At 55.0% G+C, this 16,164-nt stretch carries 29 protein-coding genes; 26 read left to right on the forward strand and 3 right to left on the reverse strand.

Annotated features, from left to right (window positions below):
- Nucleotides 1-128: 128 nt before the first annotated feature.
- The 3 genes from D9V82_RS08275 to D9V82_RS08285 all read right to left on the reverse strand — a co-directional run bounded on the left by D9V82_RS08275 (nt 129) and on the right by D9V82_RS08285 (nt 1,425).
- Nucleotides 129-464, reverse strand: coding sequence for a hypothetical protein (locus D9V82_RS08275; protein WP_121911931.1), 336 nt, complete (start codon nt 462-464; stop codon nt 129-131).
- The gene (locus D9V82_RS08280) at nt 461-841 is read right to left on the reverse strand and encodes an ImmA/IrrE family metallo-endopeptidase (RefSeq protein ID WP_121911959.1); all 381 of its coding nucleotides are present in this window, start codon (nt 839-841) and stop codon (nt 461-463) included. Before D9V82_RS08280 ends, D9V82_RS08275 begins: the two co-directional genes overlap by 4 nt.
- A 77-nt stretch (nt 842-918) precedes the next feature.
- On the reverse strand, nt 919-1,425 hold the full coding sequence (locus D9V82_RS08285) for a helix-turn-helix domain-containing protein (RefSeq protein ID WP_121911932.1): 507 nt from the start codon (nt 1,423-1,425) through the stop codon (nt 919-921).
- A gap of 150 nt (nt 1,426-1,575) precedes the next feature.
- Between D9V82_RS08285 and D9V82_RS08290 the strand changes: the two genes are divergently transcribed.
- From D9V82_RS08290 to D9V82_RS08415, 26 genes are all read left to right on the forward strand, one after another.
- Entirely contained in the window at nt 1,576-1,803 is a 228-nt protein-coding gene (locus D9V82_RS08290; RefSeq protein ID WP_338079632.1) for an XRE family transcriptional regulator, read from the forward strand.
- Nucleotides 1,804-1,864: 61 nt separating this feature from the next.
- A complete protein-coding gene (locus D9V82_RS08295; RefSeq protein ID WP_121911934.1) occupies nt 1,865-2,242 on the forward strand; it encodes a hypothetical protein in 378 nt (125 codons plus the stop codon).
- 2 nt (nt 2,243-2,244) lie between these two features.
- Entirely contained in the window at nt 2,245-3,054 is an 810-nt protein-coding gene (locus tag D9V82_RS12230; protein WP_167449762.1) for a Rha family transcriptional regulator, read from the forward strand.
- 4 nt (nt 3,055-3,058) lie between these two features.
- Complete coding sequence (locus tag D9V82_RS08305; protein WP_121911935.1) at nt 3,059-3,361, forward strand: hypothetical protein; 303 nt, start codon at nt 3,059-3,061, stop codon at nt 3,359-3,361.
- A 508-nt stretch (nt 3,362-3,869) separates the two neighbouring features.
- Nucleotides 3,870-4,058, forward strand: coding sequence for a helix-turn-helix domain-containing protein (locus D9V82_RS08310; RefSeq protein ID WP_121911936.1), 189 nt, complete (start codon nt 3,870-3,872; stop codon nt 4,056-4,058).
- Nucleotides 4,059-4,331: 273 nt separating this feature from the next.
- The gene (locus D9V82_RS08315) at nt 4,332-4,586 is read left to right on the forward strand and encodes a hypothetical protein (protein ID WP_121911937.1); all 255 of its coding nucleotides are present in this window, start codon (nt 4,332-4,334) and stop codon (nt 4,584-4,586) included.
- The gene (locus tag D9V82_RS08320) at nt 4,579-4,764 is read left to right on the forward strand and encodes a hypothetical protein (protein WP_121911938.1); all 186 of its coding nucleotides are present in this window, start codon (nt 4,579-4,581) and stop codon (nt 4,762-4,764) included. The genes D9V82_RS08315 and D9V82_RS08320 overlap by 8 nt, the downstream gene beginning before the upstream one ends.
- Nucleotides 4,761-5,687 carry a YqaJ viral recombinase family protein gene (locus tag D9V82_RS08325; RefSeq protein ID WP_121911939.1) on the forward strand — a complete coding sequence of 309 codons (927 nt, stop codon included), beginning with the start codon at nt 4,761-4,763 and terminating at the stop codon, nt 5,685-5,687. The genes D9V82_RS08320 and D9V82_RS08325 overlap by 4 nt, the downstream gene beginning before the upstream one ends.
- Nucleotides 5,687-6,547: a hypothetical protein gene (locus tag D9V82_RS08330; RefSeq protein ID WP_121911940.1), complete on the forward strand. Its 861-nt coding sequence runs from the start codon at nt 5,687-5,689 to the stop codon at nt 6,545-6,547. The genes D9V82_RS08325 and D9V82_RS08330 overlap by 1 nt, the downstream gene beginning before the upstream one ends.
- Nucleotides 6,547-6,867, forward strand: a complete 321-nt coding sequence (locus tag D9V82_RS08335) for a hypothetical protein (RefSeq protein ID WP_121911941.1) — start codon at nt 6,547-6,549, stop codon at nt 6,865-6,867. Before D9V82_RS08330 ends, D9V82_RS08335 begins: the two co-directional genes overlap by 1 nt.
- Complete coding sequence (gene ssb / locus D9V82_RS08340) at nt 6,867-7,337, forward strand: single-stranded DNA-binding protein (protein ID WP_121911942.1); 471 nt, start codon at nt 6,867-6,869, stop codon at nt 7,335-7,337. Before D9V82_RS08335 ends, ssb begins: the two co-directional genes overlap by 1 nt.
- Nucleotides 7,337-7,543, forward strand: coding sequence for a hypothetical protein (locus tag D9V82_RS08345; protein WP_121911943.1), 207 nt, complete (start codon nt 7,337-7,339; stop codon nt 7,541-7,543). Before ssb ends, D9V82_RS08345 begins: the two co-directional genes overlap by 1 nt.
- Nucleotides 7,544-8,273: 730 nt before the next feature.
- Complete coding sequence (locus tag D9V82_RS12035; RefSeq protein WP_147446193.1) at nt 8,274-8,693, forward strand: hypothetical protein; 420 nt, start codon at nt 8,274-8,276, stop codon at nt 8,691-8,693.
- Entirely contained in the window at nt 8,690-9,085 is a 396-nt protein-coding gene (locus D9V82_RS08355) for a RusA family crossover junction endodeoxyribonuclease (RefSeq protein WP_167449763.1), read from the forward strand. Before D9V82_RS12035 ends, D9V82_RS08355 begins: the two co-directional genes overlap by 4 nt.
- Nucleotides 9,086-9,209: 124 nt before the next feature.
- Nucleotides 9,210-9,557: a hypothetical protein gene (locus D9V82_RS08360; protein ID WP_121911946.1), complete on the forward strand. Its 348-nt coding sequence runs from the start codon at nt 9,210-9,212 to the stop codon at nt 9,555-9,557.
- Nucleotides 9,557-9,868, forward strand: a complete 312-nt coding sequence (locus D9V82_RS08365; RefSeq protein ID WP_121911947.1) for a hypothetical protein — start codon at nt 9,557-9,559, stop codon at nt 9,866-9,868. The genes D9V82_RS08360 and D9V82_RS08365 overlap by 1 nt, the downstream gene beginning before the upstream one ends.
- A complete protein-coding gene (locus D9V82_RS08370; protein ID WP_121911948.1) occupies nt 9,861-10,154 on the forward strand; it encodes a hypothetical protein in 294 nt (97 codons plus the stop codon). Before D9V82_RS08365 ends, D9V82_RS08370 begins: the two co-directional genes overlap by 8 nt.
- Nucleotides 10,155-10,187: 33 nt before the next feature.
- A complete protein-coding gene (locus tag D9V82_RS08375; protein WP_121911949.1) occupies nt 10,188-10,430 on the forward strand; it encodes a hypothetical protein in 243 nt (80 codons plus the stop codon).
- Nucleotides 10,427-10,780 carry a hypothetical protein gene (locus D9V82_RS08380; RefSeq protein WP_121911950.1) on the forward strand — a complete coding sequence of 118 codons (354 nt, stop codon included), beginning with the start codon at nt 10,427-10,429 and terminating at the stop codon, nt 10,778-10,780. Before D9V82_RS08375 ends, D9V82_RS08380 begins: the two co-directional genes overlap by 4 nt.
- A gap of 27 nt (nt 10,781-10,807) precedes the next feature.
- Nucleotides 10,808-11,425 carry a hypothetical protein gene (locus D9V82_RS08385; protein WP_121911951.1) on the forward strand — a complete coding sequence of 206 codons (618 nt, stop codon included), beginning with the start codon at nt 10,808-10,810 and terminating at the stop codon, nt 11,423-11,425.
- A gap of 37 nt (nt 11,426-11,462) precedes the next feature.
- Nucleotides 11,463-12,341, forward strand: coding sequence for a DNA-processing protein DprA (locus D9V82_RS08390; protein WP_121911952.1), 879 nt, complete (start codon nt 11,463-11,465; stop codon nt 12,339-12,341).
- A 212-nt stretch (nt 12,342-12,553) separates the two neighbouring features.
- A complete protein-coding gene (locus D9V82_RS08395; RefSeq protein WP_167449764.1) occupies nt 12,554-13,057 on the forward strand; it encodes a phosphoribosyltransferase family protein in 504 nt (167 codons plus the stop codon).
- Nucleotides 13,058-13,254: 197 nt separating this feature from the next.
- A complete protein-coding gene (locus D9V82_RS12420) occupies nt 13,255-13,983 on the forward strand; it encodes an AAA family ATPase (protein ID WP_204084051.1) in 729 nt (242 codons plus the stop codon).
- 348 nt (nt 13,984-14,331) lie between these two features.
- Nucleotides 14,332-15,135 carry a phospholipase D-like domain-containing protein gene (locus D9V82_RS08405; RefSeq protein ID WP_239088600.1) on the forward strand — a complete coding sequence of 268 codons (804 nt, stop codon included), beginning with the start codon at nt 14,332-14,334 and terminating at the stop codon, nt 15,133-15,135.
- Between the two features lie 74 nt (nt 15,136-15,209).
- Nucleotides 15,210-15,539 carry a terminase gene (locus tag D9V82_RS08410; RefSeq protein WP_204084050.1) on the forward strand — a complete coding sequence of 110 codons (330 nt, stop codon included), beginning with the start codon at nt 15,210-15,212 and terminating at the stop codon, nt 15,537-15,539.
- A 13-nt stretch (nt 15,540-15,552) separates the two neighbouring features.
- A complete protein-coding gene (locus D9V82_RS08415; RefSeq protein WP_121911954.1) occupies nt 15,553-16,062 on the forward strand; it encodes a hypothetical protein in 510 nt (169 codons plus the stop codon).
- The last annotated feature ends 102 nt before the right edge of the window (nt 16,063-16,164 follow it).

A 16,164-nucleotide genomic window follows, 5' to 3' on the forward strand; every position in this document is an offset into this window, starting at 1 on the left:
GTATGCTCCTTGGTGTTCAGGGTTTGGAGAGGCCCTGGCATCGTTTTCAGAACCCTTGTGCTGGGTTTGCAACGCCCCTGTCTTGTTCAAAAATGGTACGCAGCCACCGAACAAGACAGGGGCGACTTTTAATTGACCTCGATTTTTGCGGTGTACTTATCAGAGGGGCGAATATTGCATGAGTATTGGCCACCAGGGACTGCCTGGTCCCTGGCTGAGTAGTTCCAGTGGTAGGAATCGCCTACCCGTATTTTTCGGGACGGCTCGCCGTACTCGACTTTCACCATGGAGTCTTTGTCAATTCCGACGCGCTTCGCGACCTGCTTTTGGCATAGCAAGGCGGCGGTAAATGAGTCCATGCCGTTTATGTGTTTTTCGTCGTTCTCTGTAGACGGGTCAGAGCTTCCGCACGCGGAGACTGCAAGCGCGACGGTAGTAATCACAATAGGGAGTAGCTTTTTCATGCTGCTGTCCTTTCGTAGAGGGTTTGCCAAGTTTTGAGGACTTTGACCGTCACCCCGAGTTCGTTAGCGAGGGTAGCCGGGTGTGGTCCGTAAATGGTTTCTGCTGCGGCGTATTCGACGGGGGAGATGAGTAGGCGTGCTGCGAAGCGGTCGGCGCGTAGCTCGTGTATCCCGTGGTGGCCGGGTGGGTCGTTGTAGTGGGCGTGGCCAAGCTCGTGGGCTAGGGCGCTAATTGTTGCGGCGTCGCTCATTCCGAGGCGGACAGTGACGATTTTTCGGTGTGGCTGCCAGGCGGCTTTGGGGCCGCCCTTGTGCCAGCGGATGTGGTATCCGCGTGACTCGGCGACCTCGATGAGGGCGTCAAGGGGAGTGGTCAATCGGGTGTTCACCTCGTTCTATGTGTCTGGAATTAGGCGCTTGTGGTCTGCTTCTTTTCGGAATTTCCGAACTGTATTTAGTCGATGGGGTCTTCTCCTCGTTCTTCTCGAAGTTTGTCTTCGTCTGGGCTGCTATCTGCGGCATGTGGTTCATCCCAGTCAAAGTCCCGGACGATGCCGTCGTCATCGTCTAGGGAAGCAGACGGGCCGGACACGGGGGTGAGATGCGGGGCTGGTTTCCGAGGTTTTCGCAAGTGGGAACCGAGGTTAAGTTTTTGCGCTGGGGATAGGCCATCTTCCGCTAGTTGGTAGATGAGCTGGTCGGCGGACGCCGTGGAAAGCAGTTGCCCGTCCCCGTCAAGGAAATCGAAAGCTTCTTGGTAGGTGAGCTTTCCTAGTTCTACTAGGGCGTGAATTGGAGAAATCCCAATTTTACGACTGACAGTAATGAGTTCATCGGAAGTTAGGCCGTCGTTTACATGGTCGGTGGCGGTACGTCGGGAGACACCGAGATATTCGGCAATTTCAGTGACGGTAACCCGACGGCCAGCCATGCTGGCAAACCAGTCTGTTTCTTTGCTCATAACCTGGCATTATAATGGGTAATTTTCTACCCGTCAAGTAGTTGCTTATCTGCGTTAATGTGAAAAAGTCTGCCTAAATTGCGCGAAGAAACTTGCACACCTGCGGAAAGTGGGTTAAATTGTTCTCACAAGAGGAAATGAAAGGAGGAAATGGGAATGTTCCTGCTCAGTCTTGACGAAATCGACCGCATAAAGCGCGCTCATCGGCTTTCGTCTCTCGTTGACCTTGAGCGCAAAACGGGGATAACGCGCAAGACCTGGCGTGACGCCATCAGGACTCGTGAGCCAAAGCCTGCGGTTCTTCAAGCGCTAGCGGCACTTGGGGCGCGCCCCAACCGAATCCTCGTTGCCGACAACCTGGAAGCCCTAACTGCATAAGAAAAGGCCCGGTGCCAGAACACCGAGCCAAGACAAAACTACTCAATAAGGAGAATACATCATGGACCGCAGGATTGACCAGGCCCGTGAGGATTGGTTCGCGAACCATCCGTTCGACCCAAACAAGCATTCCGTCCTAGCGCACGACGAGGACGGACTCCCATCCGGATTCTTCACCCTTCCTCACATGGGAGACATGAGCGTCGTATCCCTGAAATACGGTTATGAATTCCTCGCAGCCGTACGCACCGATGATGACGTTGACGAATGGCTTGCAAACGTCAACCGAACCGCCAAGTCGCCCGACCTAGCAGGAATCATGCTCGCACACGCCTTCCGTGGAATTGCCCCAATCATTGGACAAATCATCGACAACGACTCGGGACTAGCCGAAACCATGAAAACTATCGCTGTTCAAGGCTGGGAAAAGGAATTTTAAGAATGAATCTTGTAAAAAACCAAGACGGCGAACTGGTAACCACCAGTCTCATAATCGCGGAAGGTACAGAATCTCAGCATGCGAGCGTTATCCGATTAGTTCGAGACAATATTGAGGACTTCGAGGAGTTCGGAAGGGTCGGATTTGAAATCGAACCCTTTGATACAGCTGGCGGTAAGCAAAAACGCTCTATTGCAGTCCTCAACCGCGAACACGCCATGCTGTTGATGACATACATGCGTAACACTCAAATCGTTCGCGACTTCAAGAAGCGGCTTATTAGAGCCTTTGTTGACCTCGAGCGTCGCGCTAAGGAGTCTGCGGAGTTGTCGCCGGAAGAAATCATGGCCCGCGCCATCAAGGTCGCCGACCACACGATTAAGGAGTTGGAAGCCACGGCCGCGGACCAGGCCCTTGCTTTGGAGGCCGCTAAGCCCAAAGTCGAGTACTACGACCATTGCGTTTCCATCGAGTCGGATGTGATGACCGTAAAAGACTGGGGTGCGCACTTTGGGCTTACCGAGCCGCAGGCGCGTCAGAAATTACTGGACGCGAAGATGATTTACCGCAAAACCCAAACCCGGGAATGGTCATCACGCAAAGGCGATGTGGTTGACCGCAACGAGTACCGCGCCTACGCCGCTTACCGGAATCTTTTCGACATTAGGGCACAGCACAATGCTCCCCGCTACCACAACGGCCAAGTACGACAAACACTGTACGTGCGCGCCGGGTGGGCAATCACTGTAGCTAAAAACGCAGGTATTGACATTGACCAGTCCATCTACGACGCACTACCAGGGTCGGTGTAGCGCTATGGCTGATGATTTGCACCCTGCGGAGGCTGCTTACATGGCTGCGATTCGCGCCGGTACTGACTGGTACGCCGCCGCCGATAAGGCAGTGGCCACATTGGCTAAATCCCGCCAGCCATTTACCGCCGATGACGTTCGAGATGCATGCGGTTTGGAACCAGATAACCCCAACTCATGGGGTGGTCTATTCCACTACTGGCGCAGCCGCGGGCTGATTCAGCGTATCGGGCTTACGAGCTCACGTAGCAAAGCACGCAATCACGCCGCCATCGGGGTATGGCAAGGCACCAATCCTGAAGCCTAACAAGCAGGCAGCGGTGTGCGAGCCACCGCATAGGCACCAGGGACAGTCATGTCCCGAAATATCGACACAGTGACGTATCCCTCAAAGGGTACGGGTTGGGTCGAAACGCTGTACAGAGAACTGAATAGGGAGCCTATCCCGGCAGAGAACAGTAGCCGGGCCGTGTCCTTGTGGGACTACTTGATGTGGCGAGCCAGTGTCTTAGAAGGCCACGACCCACATTGCCGACAGGCTGAAACCACCCGACCGCCGTAGCTGGCCAAGGGTGAGGCAACACCACATAAGTGGGCACGAAAAACACTGAGGCCGTGAAATAGCTACTCCCCGGGTGCAAGTCCTGGGCGCGGCACTCGGGGTGGGTGTGGTGTGTGAAGCGCATCGTAAGTGAAGGGAACGTGGGGATTTTTTATGCCTTGCCCTGCCCCTGCACCCACCCCTTTGAACGTAAAGAAGGCCCCAGCGTAGCTGCACACTGCGCGGGGCCAATCAATCCCTGGAAAGGAACACTATGAACAGTACCAGACAGTCTTACTCAGTCCCAGAAGTCGCCAGGATGCTTGGCATTTCACAATCCACGCTTTACGAGCATGTCAAGCAAAACACCGTCGGTCACCTGCACCCCATCACCGTGGGTGCGCGCACCGTATTTCCTAAGCGTGTCATTGATGCGCTTTTCGACCCGAAGAAAATCGCATGAACCGCTTAAAAGACTACGCCCTGGGCTTGGCTTTTGGCCTGCCCTTATTCGCCGGAATCCTGATTGGAGGACTTGCCCTATGATTTCCGATACCACATTGGAGGACTTACGAGCCGTAGCTCGTGGGAAACGTCTCCATAGTCAATTCAAGTTGAAAAACCTCGAAAATCACGGTTTGGTGACGCTGGTAAAGCGCAATTCTAAGCTCGAGGTCGAAGCGCTCACCTCCGCGGGGTATGCCGCCCTCGCCCATAGCCAAGGAGGTCCACGACGATGACCACCTGGCTAGTCGCCCTGACCTCGATTGTATTCATCAATGTTTTAGGCACGTTCGCGTTGTCTATTGCGGTGAATCAGCGCCTAAAGCGCCTGGAGAAAGAAGCCGCCCGCGGTTACTACCGCGACAGGGAACTGCAGAAGTCCATCAACTCCATCAACAAAACGGTCAAGCTCGAGGCCGGGTGGGGCATCGATGCCACCAGTCTGCGGTCCCTCGAGGCTCACCTGCAAAGGAACGACAATGATTAAATCCGAAACGGCCCTGATTTTGCAGGAAGAATACGACCATTTCATCCGGTGTGGAATTTCCCGCCCATTGACCCTCATACGCCTCGCCGATGCGTACCAGGTCAGCCAGCGCACCGTGGAATACTCCGTATCCCCAATGGCGCGGGATAGAGTCCGCAGGCAGGTGCAGGCAGCATGAAACAGCGCATCATCACTAAACCCCCGGCCCCTGGAACAGACGGGTGGGCGCGAACTATAACCGCGTCGAAAGTTCCAGCACTGTTGGGGATTTCCCGTTTCCAATCCCAGTACGCGGCGTGGCACCAACTGGCCGGTAATCTGCCCGTGGATGGCATGGACGAAGACCGCGCCCTATGGGGCCACCTGAGCGAAGAACCGCTGGCGAAGTACTGGCTGCATAAGCACCCCGGCTGGCAGCTTAATCGGCCACACAACGGCACCGCAGAGATTGCGTACTCTAATCCGACGTTGCCATTTCCGAATATGGCCACCATTGACCGGCGTGGAATCAACCGAAAATACGGACTGAAAGACCCCCGCCGATTCCACATCATTGAATGCAAAACCGCATTCAGCCTCGAAGATTGGGGTACCCCGGACGAGGATGATTCAATCCCCGCGGACTATTTCACCCAAGTCACATTTCAGATGGGGGTCAGCGGTATCCCGTCCGCCTCGGTGGTCGTGGTGTCCGGCGCGATGAAGCCGGAGATTCACGATGTGGAATTTGACGAAGGTATTTTCACCGCTTTGGTTGAGCAGCTGCATGATATTTACCGCAAAATCCGGGCTGGTGAATTCCCTGACCTGGACGCGGACAAGAAGACCTACGACGCGGTACGCGGCCTGCACCCAGATATTGACCGCGACGGCACCGTCCAGGTGCCACACGACCAGGCTGTGGCGTGGTTGGACGCATTTCATGCGGAAGACGAAGCGAAAAACCGCGCACAGCTCGCCAAAACCCAACTCGCTGGCCTGATGGGGAATGCCCACCTTGCCATGGTGGGAGACCAAAAACTGGCTGACCGTCGGGCACGGAAAAATTCTACCCCGTCGGTGTACGTCAACAAGAAAATCGACCTTTCTAAGGAGAATTAATGAATCAAGAACTCGACACCACTAATCAGCAGGCTCCGGCAACGGGTATGCCGATGACGTCGGTCAACTCGAACGTCCTGGAGCAATTGCGTTTGCAGGTGGAGGCCTGGAGCGCGGCGGCGCAGATTGCGGAGCGGATCGCTCGCACTGATTTTGCAGGCCCGTTCAAGAACAAACCGGCGGATATGGCGGCCGCGATCCTCAAGGGAGCCACGCTGGGTATCCCACCGGAGTCTATTGGTAAGTCCATCTACGTGGTGCACGGAACACCAATGCTTTACGGGAAGACGGCGTTGGCTATTGCTCTGAGTCATGGCTACGAAACCGAAACCATAGAGGATAGTGCTAAGGCTGTTACGGTGCGCATGATTAGCCCTAAGGGTCGGTCGATGGAGGTGCGCTACACCATCGAGCGCGCCACCCGAGAAGGCCTCGTCAAGGGCAACAAGGTGCAGTACGAGACCCGCCCGTCGAAGATGCTGTATTGGAAATGCATTGGTGAGCTCACTGACCGCATGATTCCGCACCTGACCGGTGGCATGCCGGTGAAAGAGGATTGGGAGCAGTCGCCGACTAATAAGGTCACGGCAACGCGCCTGGACCAACCAAGCCGGGGCGCTAGTGGGCTGAAAGCCGCGCTCGGTATGGGTGAAACCGGCCGCCAGGAAGAACCACAGCAGGCCGACGAGCCAGCGCCGGTTGATGCTGAATTCTTGGCCGACATTCAATCCACCGTCGCAAGTTTCACCACCACTGACGACATCAACACCTTCGCCGACGGGCTTAAAGCCGAAGGCGATGTACCCGACGAAGTAAAAGACATTATCATGTCCCGCTACAACGAGCTGAAAGAACAATAATGGCGATTGAATTCATTGATGACCTGCCTCCTGCTCAGAACTACACCACGATTGACGAACAGCGCGTAGACGAGCTCATTGATAGTCTGCTGGCCAATCCTGGCCAGTGGGCAAAAGTCCCATACGAGTGGCTGTATCCCGATGCTGCGCACCGTAAGAAAGAAGCACTGCAGAGCCGGTGCAGGAACTTCGCGTCGCGGATAAACAAAGGGCAGATACGGCCATTTAATGAGTATCCCATCGAAGCAACAACGCGTCAGGGGCAACTGTATATGCGCATGACGGTTACGAAACGTCAGTTGAAAGGAATGGAACTGTAATGATTGATGTAATCACTTTGACTGGTGGTTTGCCTAGGGATGCGGAGTTGCGGTTCACGCCGCAGGGTAATGCGGTTGCGAATTTTACGTTGGCGAATTCGGATAGTCGTTATGACGAGAATCAGAATCAGTGGGTAAAGACTCGCAGTATGTACCTGGACGTGACCATTTGGAATGAGGCGGGCAATAAGCAGAATCCTACCCCGTGGGCTGAATTAGCCGCGGAGTTGAAAAAGGGCGACCAGATTGCTGTGACTGGGAAGCTGGTTACGCGGTCGTTTCAGACGCGTGATGGGGATAGTCGCACGAAGATTGAGTTCCAGGCTTTGCGTTTCTACCGTATGCCCACCGCGCAGCAGTCCCAGGGGCAGCAGGCCCAGCCCCAGCAGGGTGGCCAAACCGCCACCTCGGGGGCGTGGTCAACACCACCGGCGCAAGCAGGGCAGCAAGACCAAGCACCACCGTTCTGATGGGCTACATCTCAATTAAGGCCGCTGACCTGCCTGACTATACGGGCAGGAGAGTGGTTCTTTTCCCCACGGCGTTCGACCCGGAAAAGATTGCTGACCGTATCACTTTCGCTGCTCGTGTCGGCCATGTGGTGCATGGTGCCACGAGGGACGGGCGTTTTGCTATGAATGCTTCGTCGATTGTGCTGGTTGACCCGACTTCTTAAGCCCCATGGTGGACCTCAATAGTCCACGTGTGGGGTTTCTTTTTTCACGTAAGGACCTTGTTTATGCTTGCTTGTTTTATCGAAAAAATATCCGAATTAGCCTACACCCCAGACGGTGGAATTGCGGACCCCAATCACCCAATTTACGCCCTGATTTGGGTACTGAAGCAGGTGACCATGTGACCACCCATCAGCAGCGCCAGGATATGCGCGCCTACCTCGAATCCCAAGACATTTACTGCGCCCAGCCCGATTTTCTCGACGCGCTCATACGTCTATTTCAATCCATAGAAAAGGAGGTGAAAAAAGATTGACTTGGTTTAAGGTCGATGACTCATTCTATGACCACCCAAAGTTTCTAGACGTTCCAAACGCCTCGATTGGTCTATGGGTCAAGGCCGGGGCATGGTGTGGAAAGCATCTTACTGATGGGGTGATACCAGCCAGCCAAGTGAAGCGATTTAAGGGCACAAAATCTCAGATTAATGCACTGATTTCGGTGGGTATTTGGGAGCAATGTGAGTGCGAAAACGGTGCGAAAGCGTACCGCTTTCATGACTGGAATGAGTACCAACCCACACGCAAACGGGTGTTAAAAGAGCGCGAAGATGGAGCCGAAAGGCAACGCAAATCGCGCCACCAAAAACGCCAAGAGCAGCAGGAATCTGAAAATGTCACGCGTGACTCACACGTGACACCCTCGCGTGACTCACACGAATGTCACAAAGGGGTGTCACAGCGACCCGGCCCGGCCCGGCCCGACCCGTCCTTTACTTGGGGTACTGATAGCCAGCCAAGTAACGGTGATCAAGGCGAATCGGGCGAGGCTGGCGGAATCACCCTTGACGAGCTTTCGGGCGCTACGCGCCGCGCTCGCCAAGCCGGAATCAGCGACACCGCCATCAACGCCGGCACCCAAGAGTTCAACCGCCGCCCAACCCCCAAAGGCCCCGGCCTGCTCCGCACGCTCATCAACGACGCATGGCAGCGCGAGCAAGACGCCGACCGGGCCAACGAGAAACGCAAGCAGCGTCGCGCCGCCATTGATGCCTGCGACCGCTGTGACGAAAACGGGTGGATGCAAGGAAGTAACCCGGCCGTCAAGTGCGACCACAAGCCGAAACCTGAACGAAAAGAGCCACCATTTTGAGCACCATCGAATTTTGGGTACAAGGCAACCCAGCCCCCAAAGGGTCAAAGCGGCATGTCGGTGGCGGGCGAATGATTGAATCTTCGAAGAAACTGCCCGCCTGGATGCAAGCAGTCAAGCTACAGGCCGCCCAAAACCGGCCCAGCAGCCCCATAGACAGCCCCGCAGCCGTCCACATGGACTTCTACCTACCAAGACCCAAACGACCGCGCTACGGGGCTCCAGCCGTCAAACCCGACTGCGACAAACTAGCCCGCTCAATCCTCGATGCCCTCGAAGGCGCAGGAATCCTCACAAACGACTCCCGCGTCACCCACCTCCAAGCCACCAAGTACTACGCCGACAACCACAACCCCGCCGGCGCACACATCACCATCACCTGGAAGGACTAACCATGGCCCGACCGTTCCCGTTCGACGACACGAACGACCCAGACGAATACGAAATAGAAAACAATTTCGACAGCCAAGAACGCTGGTACGAACAACTCCACGACCTCAGAAAGGACGACGAACTATGGGACAACTAAACCCCACCCGCCAAGAAATCCTCGACGCCCACGAAGAGCTAGAGAAGCTGTGTCAGCGCTTACCTGCAACCCGCGCAGCCAAAGAAACCATCCTCCGCGCTCTCCCACCGCTCCCACGCCCCACAATGGATGAGGTCGAATGGGACGATAGCAAGCACTACCTAGCGGAAGCAGAACACCCCACCTGGGGAAAAGTAATCATGCTTTTTAAAAAAGTGGGAACAGGAAACATTTTCGTTAACTTCCCTGAAGATGGAGAGCAGTCTTTCATCCACTGCACGCCCGAAAACCTCACCCCGACCGGCCGCCGCTACACACTCACGGAGGGAGAATAATGGCCCCGAAAGAAACCGCCACCGCCACAGTCGAAACATTCTTCAAGCTCCTGGGGTGTAAAGAGCTATTTGTACGCCTCCATGAGGAGTACAATTCCGCATCTTCCATCGTGCGCGACTACCAAGGCCGCTACATGATTTCCGCCGAATCTTTCAAAGACTCACTGGACACTATTACCGTGCGAGTCTACGACTTCGGGGACGAAACTAACAGCCACTACGTACTAGATGTCATCGGAGTCTCCCCGGAATTGGCGGCGAAATTCACCAGGGAAACAATCAACTCCTACGAGGAAGAACCGGGTGAATAAGACCATGAGCGACCCCACCCTGCGCCCGCATGACCAGCACATCATCATCAGCGCCCTACGCCACTGCCGCGAAAGACAATCCCTCCTCCTCCGACACACAACCAGATGGGTAATAGAGCACTGGGGCGAACTCGATGAGCGCACTCAAGCACAGATAATCCGGGGCACACGCCTCGATATCCGCTTGAACTCCAAATTAACGCCGGAAGAAAAAGACCAGCTCACCCGAGAACAACCCGAATGGTCGGCCTACCTGAATTTCATCGAAGGGAAACTGAATGAGTGACCTCACCACCGCCAACTACGCAGAGGAGGAAGCATGACCCCGATGACCCCCGGAGAAGCACAACGCTGGCTCGAAGAGGAGCTATACGCAGGCCATGTGCCACAAGTCCACGCCCGCCGTGCCCTACAAACCATCGCCGACATGGACGTTCAAGAAATCGTCCCCGAGCCTCACTCGCGAGGCAGCTGGAACGGTGACTCCCACTCCCCAGAATATTTCGACACCCCGCCCGGCGTCCCAATATTCCGCTACGTCACAGAATGGCAAGAATCATGAAAACCCTCGCAGACATGACCCCACAAGAACGCGCACGGTGCCGAGGAATGTGGTGCGACTTCCCTGACCCCGACGAGCGCACCAACCTCGCAATCTACGTAGACGACAGTCTCAAACACCAGGGATTCTGTGAGCTAATCCATGAAGGACAAATAGGACGCCTCACCATCCCCGAAAACCTCACCCCTCGCTGTGACCTGCCTCGCGCCTGGACCCCCGACGGTCAACCGCCACAAGGCGGATGGGAATACGCCGAATACCTCGGCGACCACGGCGGCATGACCGACGTGTACCACTTCGACGGGGAGCCTACCCACCGCCGATGGGAAAGCAACTGGGAAAAACTATAACCCAACCCCCGGGAAGGAGCACACCACATGCCCATAGACCAACACGACCTCGCCCACGCCGCCAAAAAACTCCAAGTCCTCTACGAAGAACTCAACCACGCCAAATACCAAAGACCACCCGCACCCGAAGTCTCCACCCAAGGCGCGAATCAGCAAAAAGGCCCCAGCGAACCATTCCCCATCTGGACCATCAGTGATGACGCGCATTTCACCGCGCTACTCAACGAATACTGCACAGATGCCGCCCGGTATGTCCCCCTCACAGGCGACATCTACACCCACGGCTTCCAACGCAACGGCACACGCATGTGCCAATGGATAGCCTGGAACGCCGGGCCCATCAGCCAACTCGACGTCGCACCACTCATGCTCGACGAGCTTAACCACCAAGCCCGCGAACTCAACCACCGCCTCCGACGCACACGACCACCAGAACCAATAAGCGAGCCGCAGGAAGCATGGCTCACCGCACGAACCATCTGCTACCGGCTAAGACAACAAGGCCACAACGTAAGCCCCGAACTGCTAAGGAAATGGGCAGAAAGAGAGAAGATAAGCTCTCTGGAAGATTGTGACGGGAAGAAGAAATATCTACAACACGAGGTGCTTTTCAACCTCGCCGTTAGAAGAAATTCCGCTGGATGACTACTAAACCGGCGCCTAGCTGGGTAATATTCTTGTCATGCACACGCTCACTAGGCCCGAAGAACAGAACGCAGATATCCTGCGTCTCCTGCGTGCCGACCTAGGCTTATCTCAAATCGAGCGCACCGATGAACTAGTAAGACTAGGTGATGCACAGTTCGTTATTAACGAGCACTCCAGAACTCTGTTCGCTTCTCACGCAAGCGAAGAGGAAGAAATCGAACAGTGGAAAAATCAGGGCTATAACCTAGTAAACATTCTTGAAGACACGTATCCGACTGTACTTCGAGACGTGCGAGAATCCCCCGCCATTCTCTACTGGCAAGGAAAACTAGAAACCGGAGAAAAAGGCGTAAGCATCGTTGGCTCCCGAGAAGCATCTCATGAAGCTCTTGAAGCATCGTTTCAGCTTGCCAAGAGCCTGGCACAGCGGAAAATCCCGGTCATATCAGGGTTAGCCCGAGGGGTTGATACAGCAGCCCACGAAGGTGCAATCGCAGCCGGAGGGCGAACTATCGCAATCATGGGAACTGGCCTTGACCGCACGTCTCCAGTCACTAATCGTGCGCTCAGAGAAAAAATTCAAACAGGGGATGGTCTAGTGTTATCCCAGTTTGAACCAGGAGCGCCGGTTAAGAAATTCAACTTCCCCATGCGCAACGCCGTAATGTCAGGGTACGGTCTAGCAACCATAGTCATGGCCGCAACAGAGAAATCAGGGACACGCCACCAAGTCAAAGCAGCACTAAATCATGGTAGAAAAGTTATTTTTACAGGCACGGTTGCCAATACTGTTAGGTGGGCAAAAAGGCTTGTAGATGAAAATAAGGCCATTCGTGTGACTTCTCTAGCTGAAGCAGTAGACGCGTCTATCGAGGTAACCCTCGGCTACGGTGAGCAGACGAAACTATTCTGATGGTCGCAGCGTACGAGTACTTAAACCAGCGGGCGAACTACTTGGCTCCCGCTATCCACCTACCGCATCTAACTTGTGAGAAGTGTCGCGGCACCGTGAAGCCGGGATTCACGACGTGTTACAAATGCAACCGGGTTTATCCAGCTGACGCATTCCCCGACGCGCTGGGCTTCGGTATTTATGCCCAAGCCGGACAGCAGAGCGGGTCAGTTATGAGCCGGTACAAGGGTGAACAACCTGCAAGCGACCACCAAACCATCGTCTTGGCTCTTGCTATGATGGGGATGAAGCAAGCTACGCGTCGCTTTCCAATTGATGTTATTACATTCGTGCCCAGTCTCGGAGAGCGAAAAGGGTTGCATCCCTTGACTCAGATTATCAATCAGGCGGCTACAAAGACTGGGCATAGGAGCATTGTTGAGAAGACGCTAAAAGGTGGGCCTGGCGTGACCAATCCGAGAGGCTATGATCCGTCTAACTTTCAGGTGTCGGAAGGTATCGTCGAGGGGAAAAAGGTTCTACTCATCGACGATACCTGGGCGTCCGGTGGACACTTACTCTCGGCTACTAGCGCACTGCGCCAAGCCGGTGCGCAAAGCGTGTTCGGTCTTTCCTTGGCACGTTGGCTCAAAGATGGAAACGAATACCGGGAGAACGACATTATGAAAACGGCGCTGAATAAAAGAGTGGATTTCAAAGACTATTTATTCTTTTAGCCCCGCTGTCACGCCACATGCTATAATCGACGCGACGACAAATTATGCCCTGGCACACGCCGGGGCATTTGCCGTATTACAAGTCTTGTAGCCACCTCTACACCAATCAAGTACATCCGGGATAGTACTAGCAACAATGAGGCGCAGGCCGCTGGTTCACGACCAGGACACGACACCACAAGCAGGGGAGGTACGCTGTGGGGATTATCGTTGTCACCGGCCCTCCTGCAGCAGGGAAGACCACTTATATCCGCGAACATAAGCAGCATGGTGACGTCATCATCGACTACGACGAAATCGCCAACGCACTTGCAGGGCATGATGCGGATAATCATGAGCACGAGTCGCACATCAAGGCCATTACCAAGGCGGCGCGACAAGCGGCGATAGATAAAGCCATCGACAAGCACGATGGCAGTTTCACGGTATGGATAATTCATTCCACGCCAAGCACAGCCCAGGTCAAAAAATACAAAGCCGCCGGGGCGGACATCATGACCATCGACCCCGGCAAAGACACAGTCCTGCGGCGCTGCAAGCAGCAGCGCCCGGAGTACATGCTGAAAATTGCCGCCGACTGGTACGCCAAGAAGTCGAAAGCATCGAAGACAACCACTCAGCGCGGGTACGGGCAAGCGCATCAGAAGCATCGGCGGACACTACTCGCACAACTCGTTGACGGTGCGCCGTGCCCGGAATGTGGCAAGCCGATGTTTAAGACGGCGGCTAAGAACTTTGACAGGGCAGCTTTGGAAGCTGACCACGGGCCTGGTGCTGCGCTTAAGTACGCGGAGAATAAGCAGGCGACCAAGGCGACGCGGTTGTTGCATCGTACGTGTAATCGGTCTGGTGGGGCGTGGGATAGGCCCCGGCCGGTGAAGACGGAGGAGTCCACGTCGGATGGTGACGGTTTTGTTTGGGCGTGAAAATGATTGGGGCCGCCCCAAAATCATAAGGGGGTAGTCTCATTGACTCCCCCTATTGTCCCTGGTCAGTCAAGCTTTCTCTCTCCGCACCTTAAAAGGACGCTTTTTGGCCCCGGAAAGGGTCTGTGACGGCCTGCTGCGCCGCGTTCGAGTCGGGGTGTAAGGCTGGGTGTTCAACGTCTCTATGGGCCGTGTAGCGCCATGCTGGAATCGTGGGTTATGGGCTGAAAAATGGCCTGGTTTAGTTGCCAAAATGCGGTTTGACCTGCTAAAATAAGAGGTGTCAAGGCCCTGGCGATAGCGGCAACTACCCCAGGGCGTGGCCACCACTGAACAGGATGTGATGACATGGATAATGCTACCCCGGATTTTGAGGGATTCTCAAAAGCAGTACTCGAGATGGGCGCTGACTTTGGTTTTGATTTCACCACCGCCCAGAAAAAACACCTTGGTGAACTTTTTGAGTCCATGGCGACGATTAAGCCTGCGAAAGTAGCTGGCAAGAAGACGCGCTCTATCGCTCGTTTCTCCAAAGCGGGTGTTGCGGCACAGTCCATCGCCGGGTTTGACCACGATACGACGATTAGCGGCCTGACGTATGGCCAGTTTTCGTTGATTGATTTAATCCAGGCGACGCTTGAGGTCACGGGTCCGGCTGATGTGACGATTGCGACGTGGTCGTCCGGGTTTTATGACATTGAAGCGGCGAAAAACTTCGCCGATGATGGTCGCATCCGTTCGATTCGGTTTGTGATGGATTCTGGTCGTCAGAAAAAGGGTCAGGCCGGGGTTACGGACATTGCCTCCCTGTTTGGTGAGGAGGCCATTATCACGGTGCGGACGCACGCGAAGTTTGTGTTGATTTCGAATGAAGATTGGTCTGTGGTGATTACCTCGTCGATGAATCTGAATAAGAATATTCGCACGGAGCAATTCGAGATGACCGACGATGTGGAGAAGTTCCGCATGTTCGCTGATTTTGTGGATATTGCTTTTGATGAGGTGCCGCCGTCGCGCTCGTACGGTCGTGTGATGCCTGCGCTTCGAGGTGTGGACCCATCGCGGTCGGTAGTATCTGTGCCTGGTGTGGCGCGGAATACTGGTGCGATTGTTATGGGCGCTCCGACGAGTATTGCGAGGGAAGCTGGCTAATACTGGTATTTAATGCCCTGCACTCTTTTTAGAGTGTGGGTCTATTTTTATGCCCTTTTTGTGGAGGTGATTGTGTGGGTCGGATTGAGGATGAAGCCAAGCGATTGTCGGGCGGGCGTGACCTTAACGCGTTTGATATGGAGGCTGTGCTGATTGTGGCAGGGTTGACGTTGCGGGCGCGTGATTCGCGTGACGCTGTGGAGCGTGAGGGTCTGATTATTGATGATGGTAAGGGCTTTCCGATTGAGCATCCGGGCTTGTTGGTGGAGAAGCGGGCGTCGGCTGAGATTCGTGGCTGGGTGAAAGACCGGCCGGACTTGTTTGGTGCGCGTTCGCATGGTGAGGCGCGTGAGCCGAAGCCTAAGGTCAACAAGTTCGGCGGATTTAAAGTTGTAGGCCAGTAGGGGGTGGTGTCTGGTGGGTAAACCTGATTGGCTTATTGGTCGCCAGGAGCCGACTCGCCAAAACGTCCCTGCTGGTGACCGTGAGTTTGCTGACCGTGCCTGTGAGTTTGTCCGCTGGGCCGGGCTGGACTTGTACCCGTGGCAGGAGGATTTGCTGCGCGATAGTCTTTTGCAGAATGGCGCGGGCATGTGGTCCTCGCGTGAAGTTGTCGTATCCTTGGCCCGTCAGAACGGAAAGGGCGAGGTACTTGTTGCCTTGGAGCTTGTGGCCATCTACCTGTGTAGTGCGCATTCTATTATGCATTCGGCGCACTTTTTGGATACGGCGATGGACGCTCGCGACCGTCTTTGGGAAGTCATTGAGGATAATCCGGCGTTGATGGATTGGTGGGAGGACGAGTATCCCGGTGTGTCTCCGAAGCCGATTCTGGGCAATGGCAAAGATGCGATTAAATTCCCTAATAAGGCGAAAATTTACTATCGTACGCGCACGAAGAAGGTCAAGTCCCGTGTAGTGGTGTAGCCGTTTGTGCTTTCGGCTCGGTATTCAGTTCTGTGTTTGAGGTCAGGCGGTTAGCTGGTTGTGGTCACCATTGGCGTCTCCTGTGCGGTGCATGAGGTGTCT

This window comes from Corynebacterium macginleyi (assembly GCF_003688935.1).
GTDB classification, from domain to species: domain Bacteria; phylum Actinomycetota; class Actinomycetes; order Mycobacteriales; family Mycobacteriaceae; genus Corynebacterium; species Corynebacterium macginleyi.

Coding starts and splice junctions, on each gene's coding strand:
- D9V82_RS08275 (WP_121911931.1), bottom strand. CDS start 464: ATGAAAAAGCTACTCCCTATTGTGATTACTACCGTCGCGCTTGCAGTC.
- D9V82_RS08285 (WP_121911932.1), bottom strand. CDS start 1,425: ATGAGCAAAGAAACAGACTGGTTTGCCAGCATGGCTGGCCGTCGGGTT.
- D9V82_RS08290 (WP_338079632.1), top strand. CDS start 1,576: ATGGGAATGTTCCTGCTCAGTCTTGACGAAATCGACCGCATAAAGCGC.
- D9V82_RS08295 (WP_121911934.1), top strand. CDS start 1,865: ATGGACCGCAGGATTGACCAGGCCCGTGAGGATTGGTTCGCGAACCAT.
- D9V82_RS12230 (WP_167449762.1), top strand. CDS start 2,245: ATGAATCTTGTAAAAAACCAAGACGGCGAACTGGTAACCACCAGTCTC.
- D9V82_RS08305 (WP_121911935.1), top strand. CDS start 3,059: ATGGCTGATGATTTGCACCCTGCGGAGGCTGCTTACATGGCTGCGATT.
- D9V82_RS08310 (WP_121911936.1), top strand. CDS start 3,870: ATGAACAGTACCAGACAGTCTTACTCAGTCCCAGAAGTCGCCAGGATG.
- D9V82_RS08315 (WP_121911937.1), top strand. CDS start 4,332: ATGACCACCTGGCTAGTCGCCCTGACCTCGATTGTATTCATCAATGTT.
- D9V82_RS08320 (WP_121911938.1), top strand. CDS start 4,579: ATGATTAAATCCGAAACGGCCCTGATTTTGCAGGAAGAATACGACCAT.
- D9V82_RS08325 (WP_121911939.1), top strand. CDS start 4,761: ATGAAACAGCGCATCATCACTAAACCCCCGGCCCCTGGAACAGACGGG.
- D9V82_RS08330 (WP_121911940.1), top strand. CDS start 5,687: ATGAATCAAGAACTCGACACCACTAATCAGCAGGCTCCGGCAACGGGT.
- D9V82_RS08335 (WP_121911941.1), top strand. CDS start 6,547: ATGGCGATTGAATTCATTGATGACCTGCCTCCTGCTCAGAACTACACC.
- ssb (WP_121911942.1), top strand. CDS start 6,867: ATGATTGATGTAATCACTTTGACTGGTGGTTTGCCTAGGGATGCGGAG.
- D9V82_RS08345 (WP_121911943.1), top strand. CDS start 7,337: ATGGGCTACATCTCAATTAAGGCCGCTGACCTGCCTGACTATACGGGC.
- D9V82_RS08360 (WP_121911946.1), top strand. CDS start 9,210: ATGGGACAACTAAACCCCACCCGCCAAGAAATCCTCGACGCCCACGAA.
- D9V82_RS08365 (WP_121911947.1), top strand. CDS start 9,557: ATGGCCCCGAAAGAAACCGCCACCGCCACAGTCGAAACATTCTTCAAG.
- D9V82_RS08375 (WP_121911949.1), top strand. CDS start 10,188: ATGACCCCGATGACCCCCGGAGAAGCACAACGCTGGCTCGAAGAGGAG.
- D9V82_RS08380 (WP_121911950.1), top strand. CDS start 10,427: ATGAAAACCCTCGCAGACATGACCCCACAAGAACGCGCACGGTGCCGA.
- D9V82_RS08385 (WP_121911951.1), top strand. CDS start 10,808: ATGCCCATAGACCAACACGACCTCGCCCACGCCGCCAAAAAACTCCAA.
- D9V82_RS08390 (WP_121911952.1), top strand. CDS start 11,463: ATGCACACGCTCACTAGGCCCGAAGAACAGAACGCAGATATCCTGCGT.
- D9V82_RS08395 (WP_167449764.1), top strand. CDS start 12,554: ATGAGCCGGTACAAGGGTGAACAACCTGCAAGCGACCACCAAACCATC.
- D9V82_RS08405 (WP_239088600.1), top strand. CDS start 14,332: ATGGATAATGCTACCCCGGATTTTGAGGGATTCTCAAAAGCAGTACTC.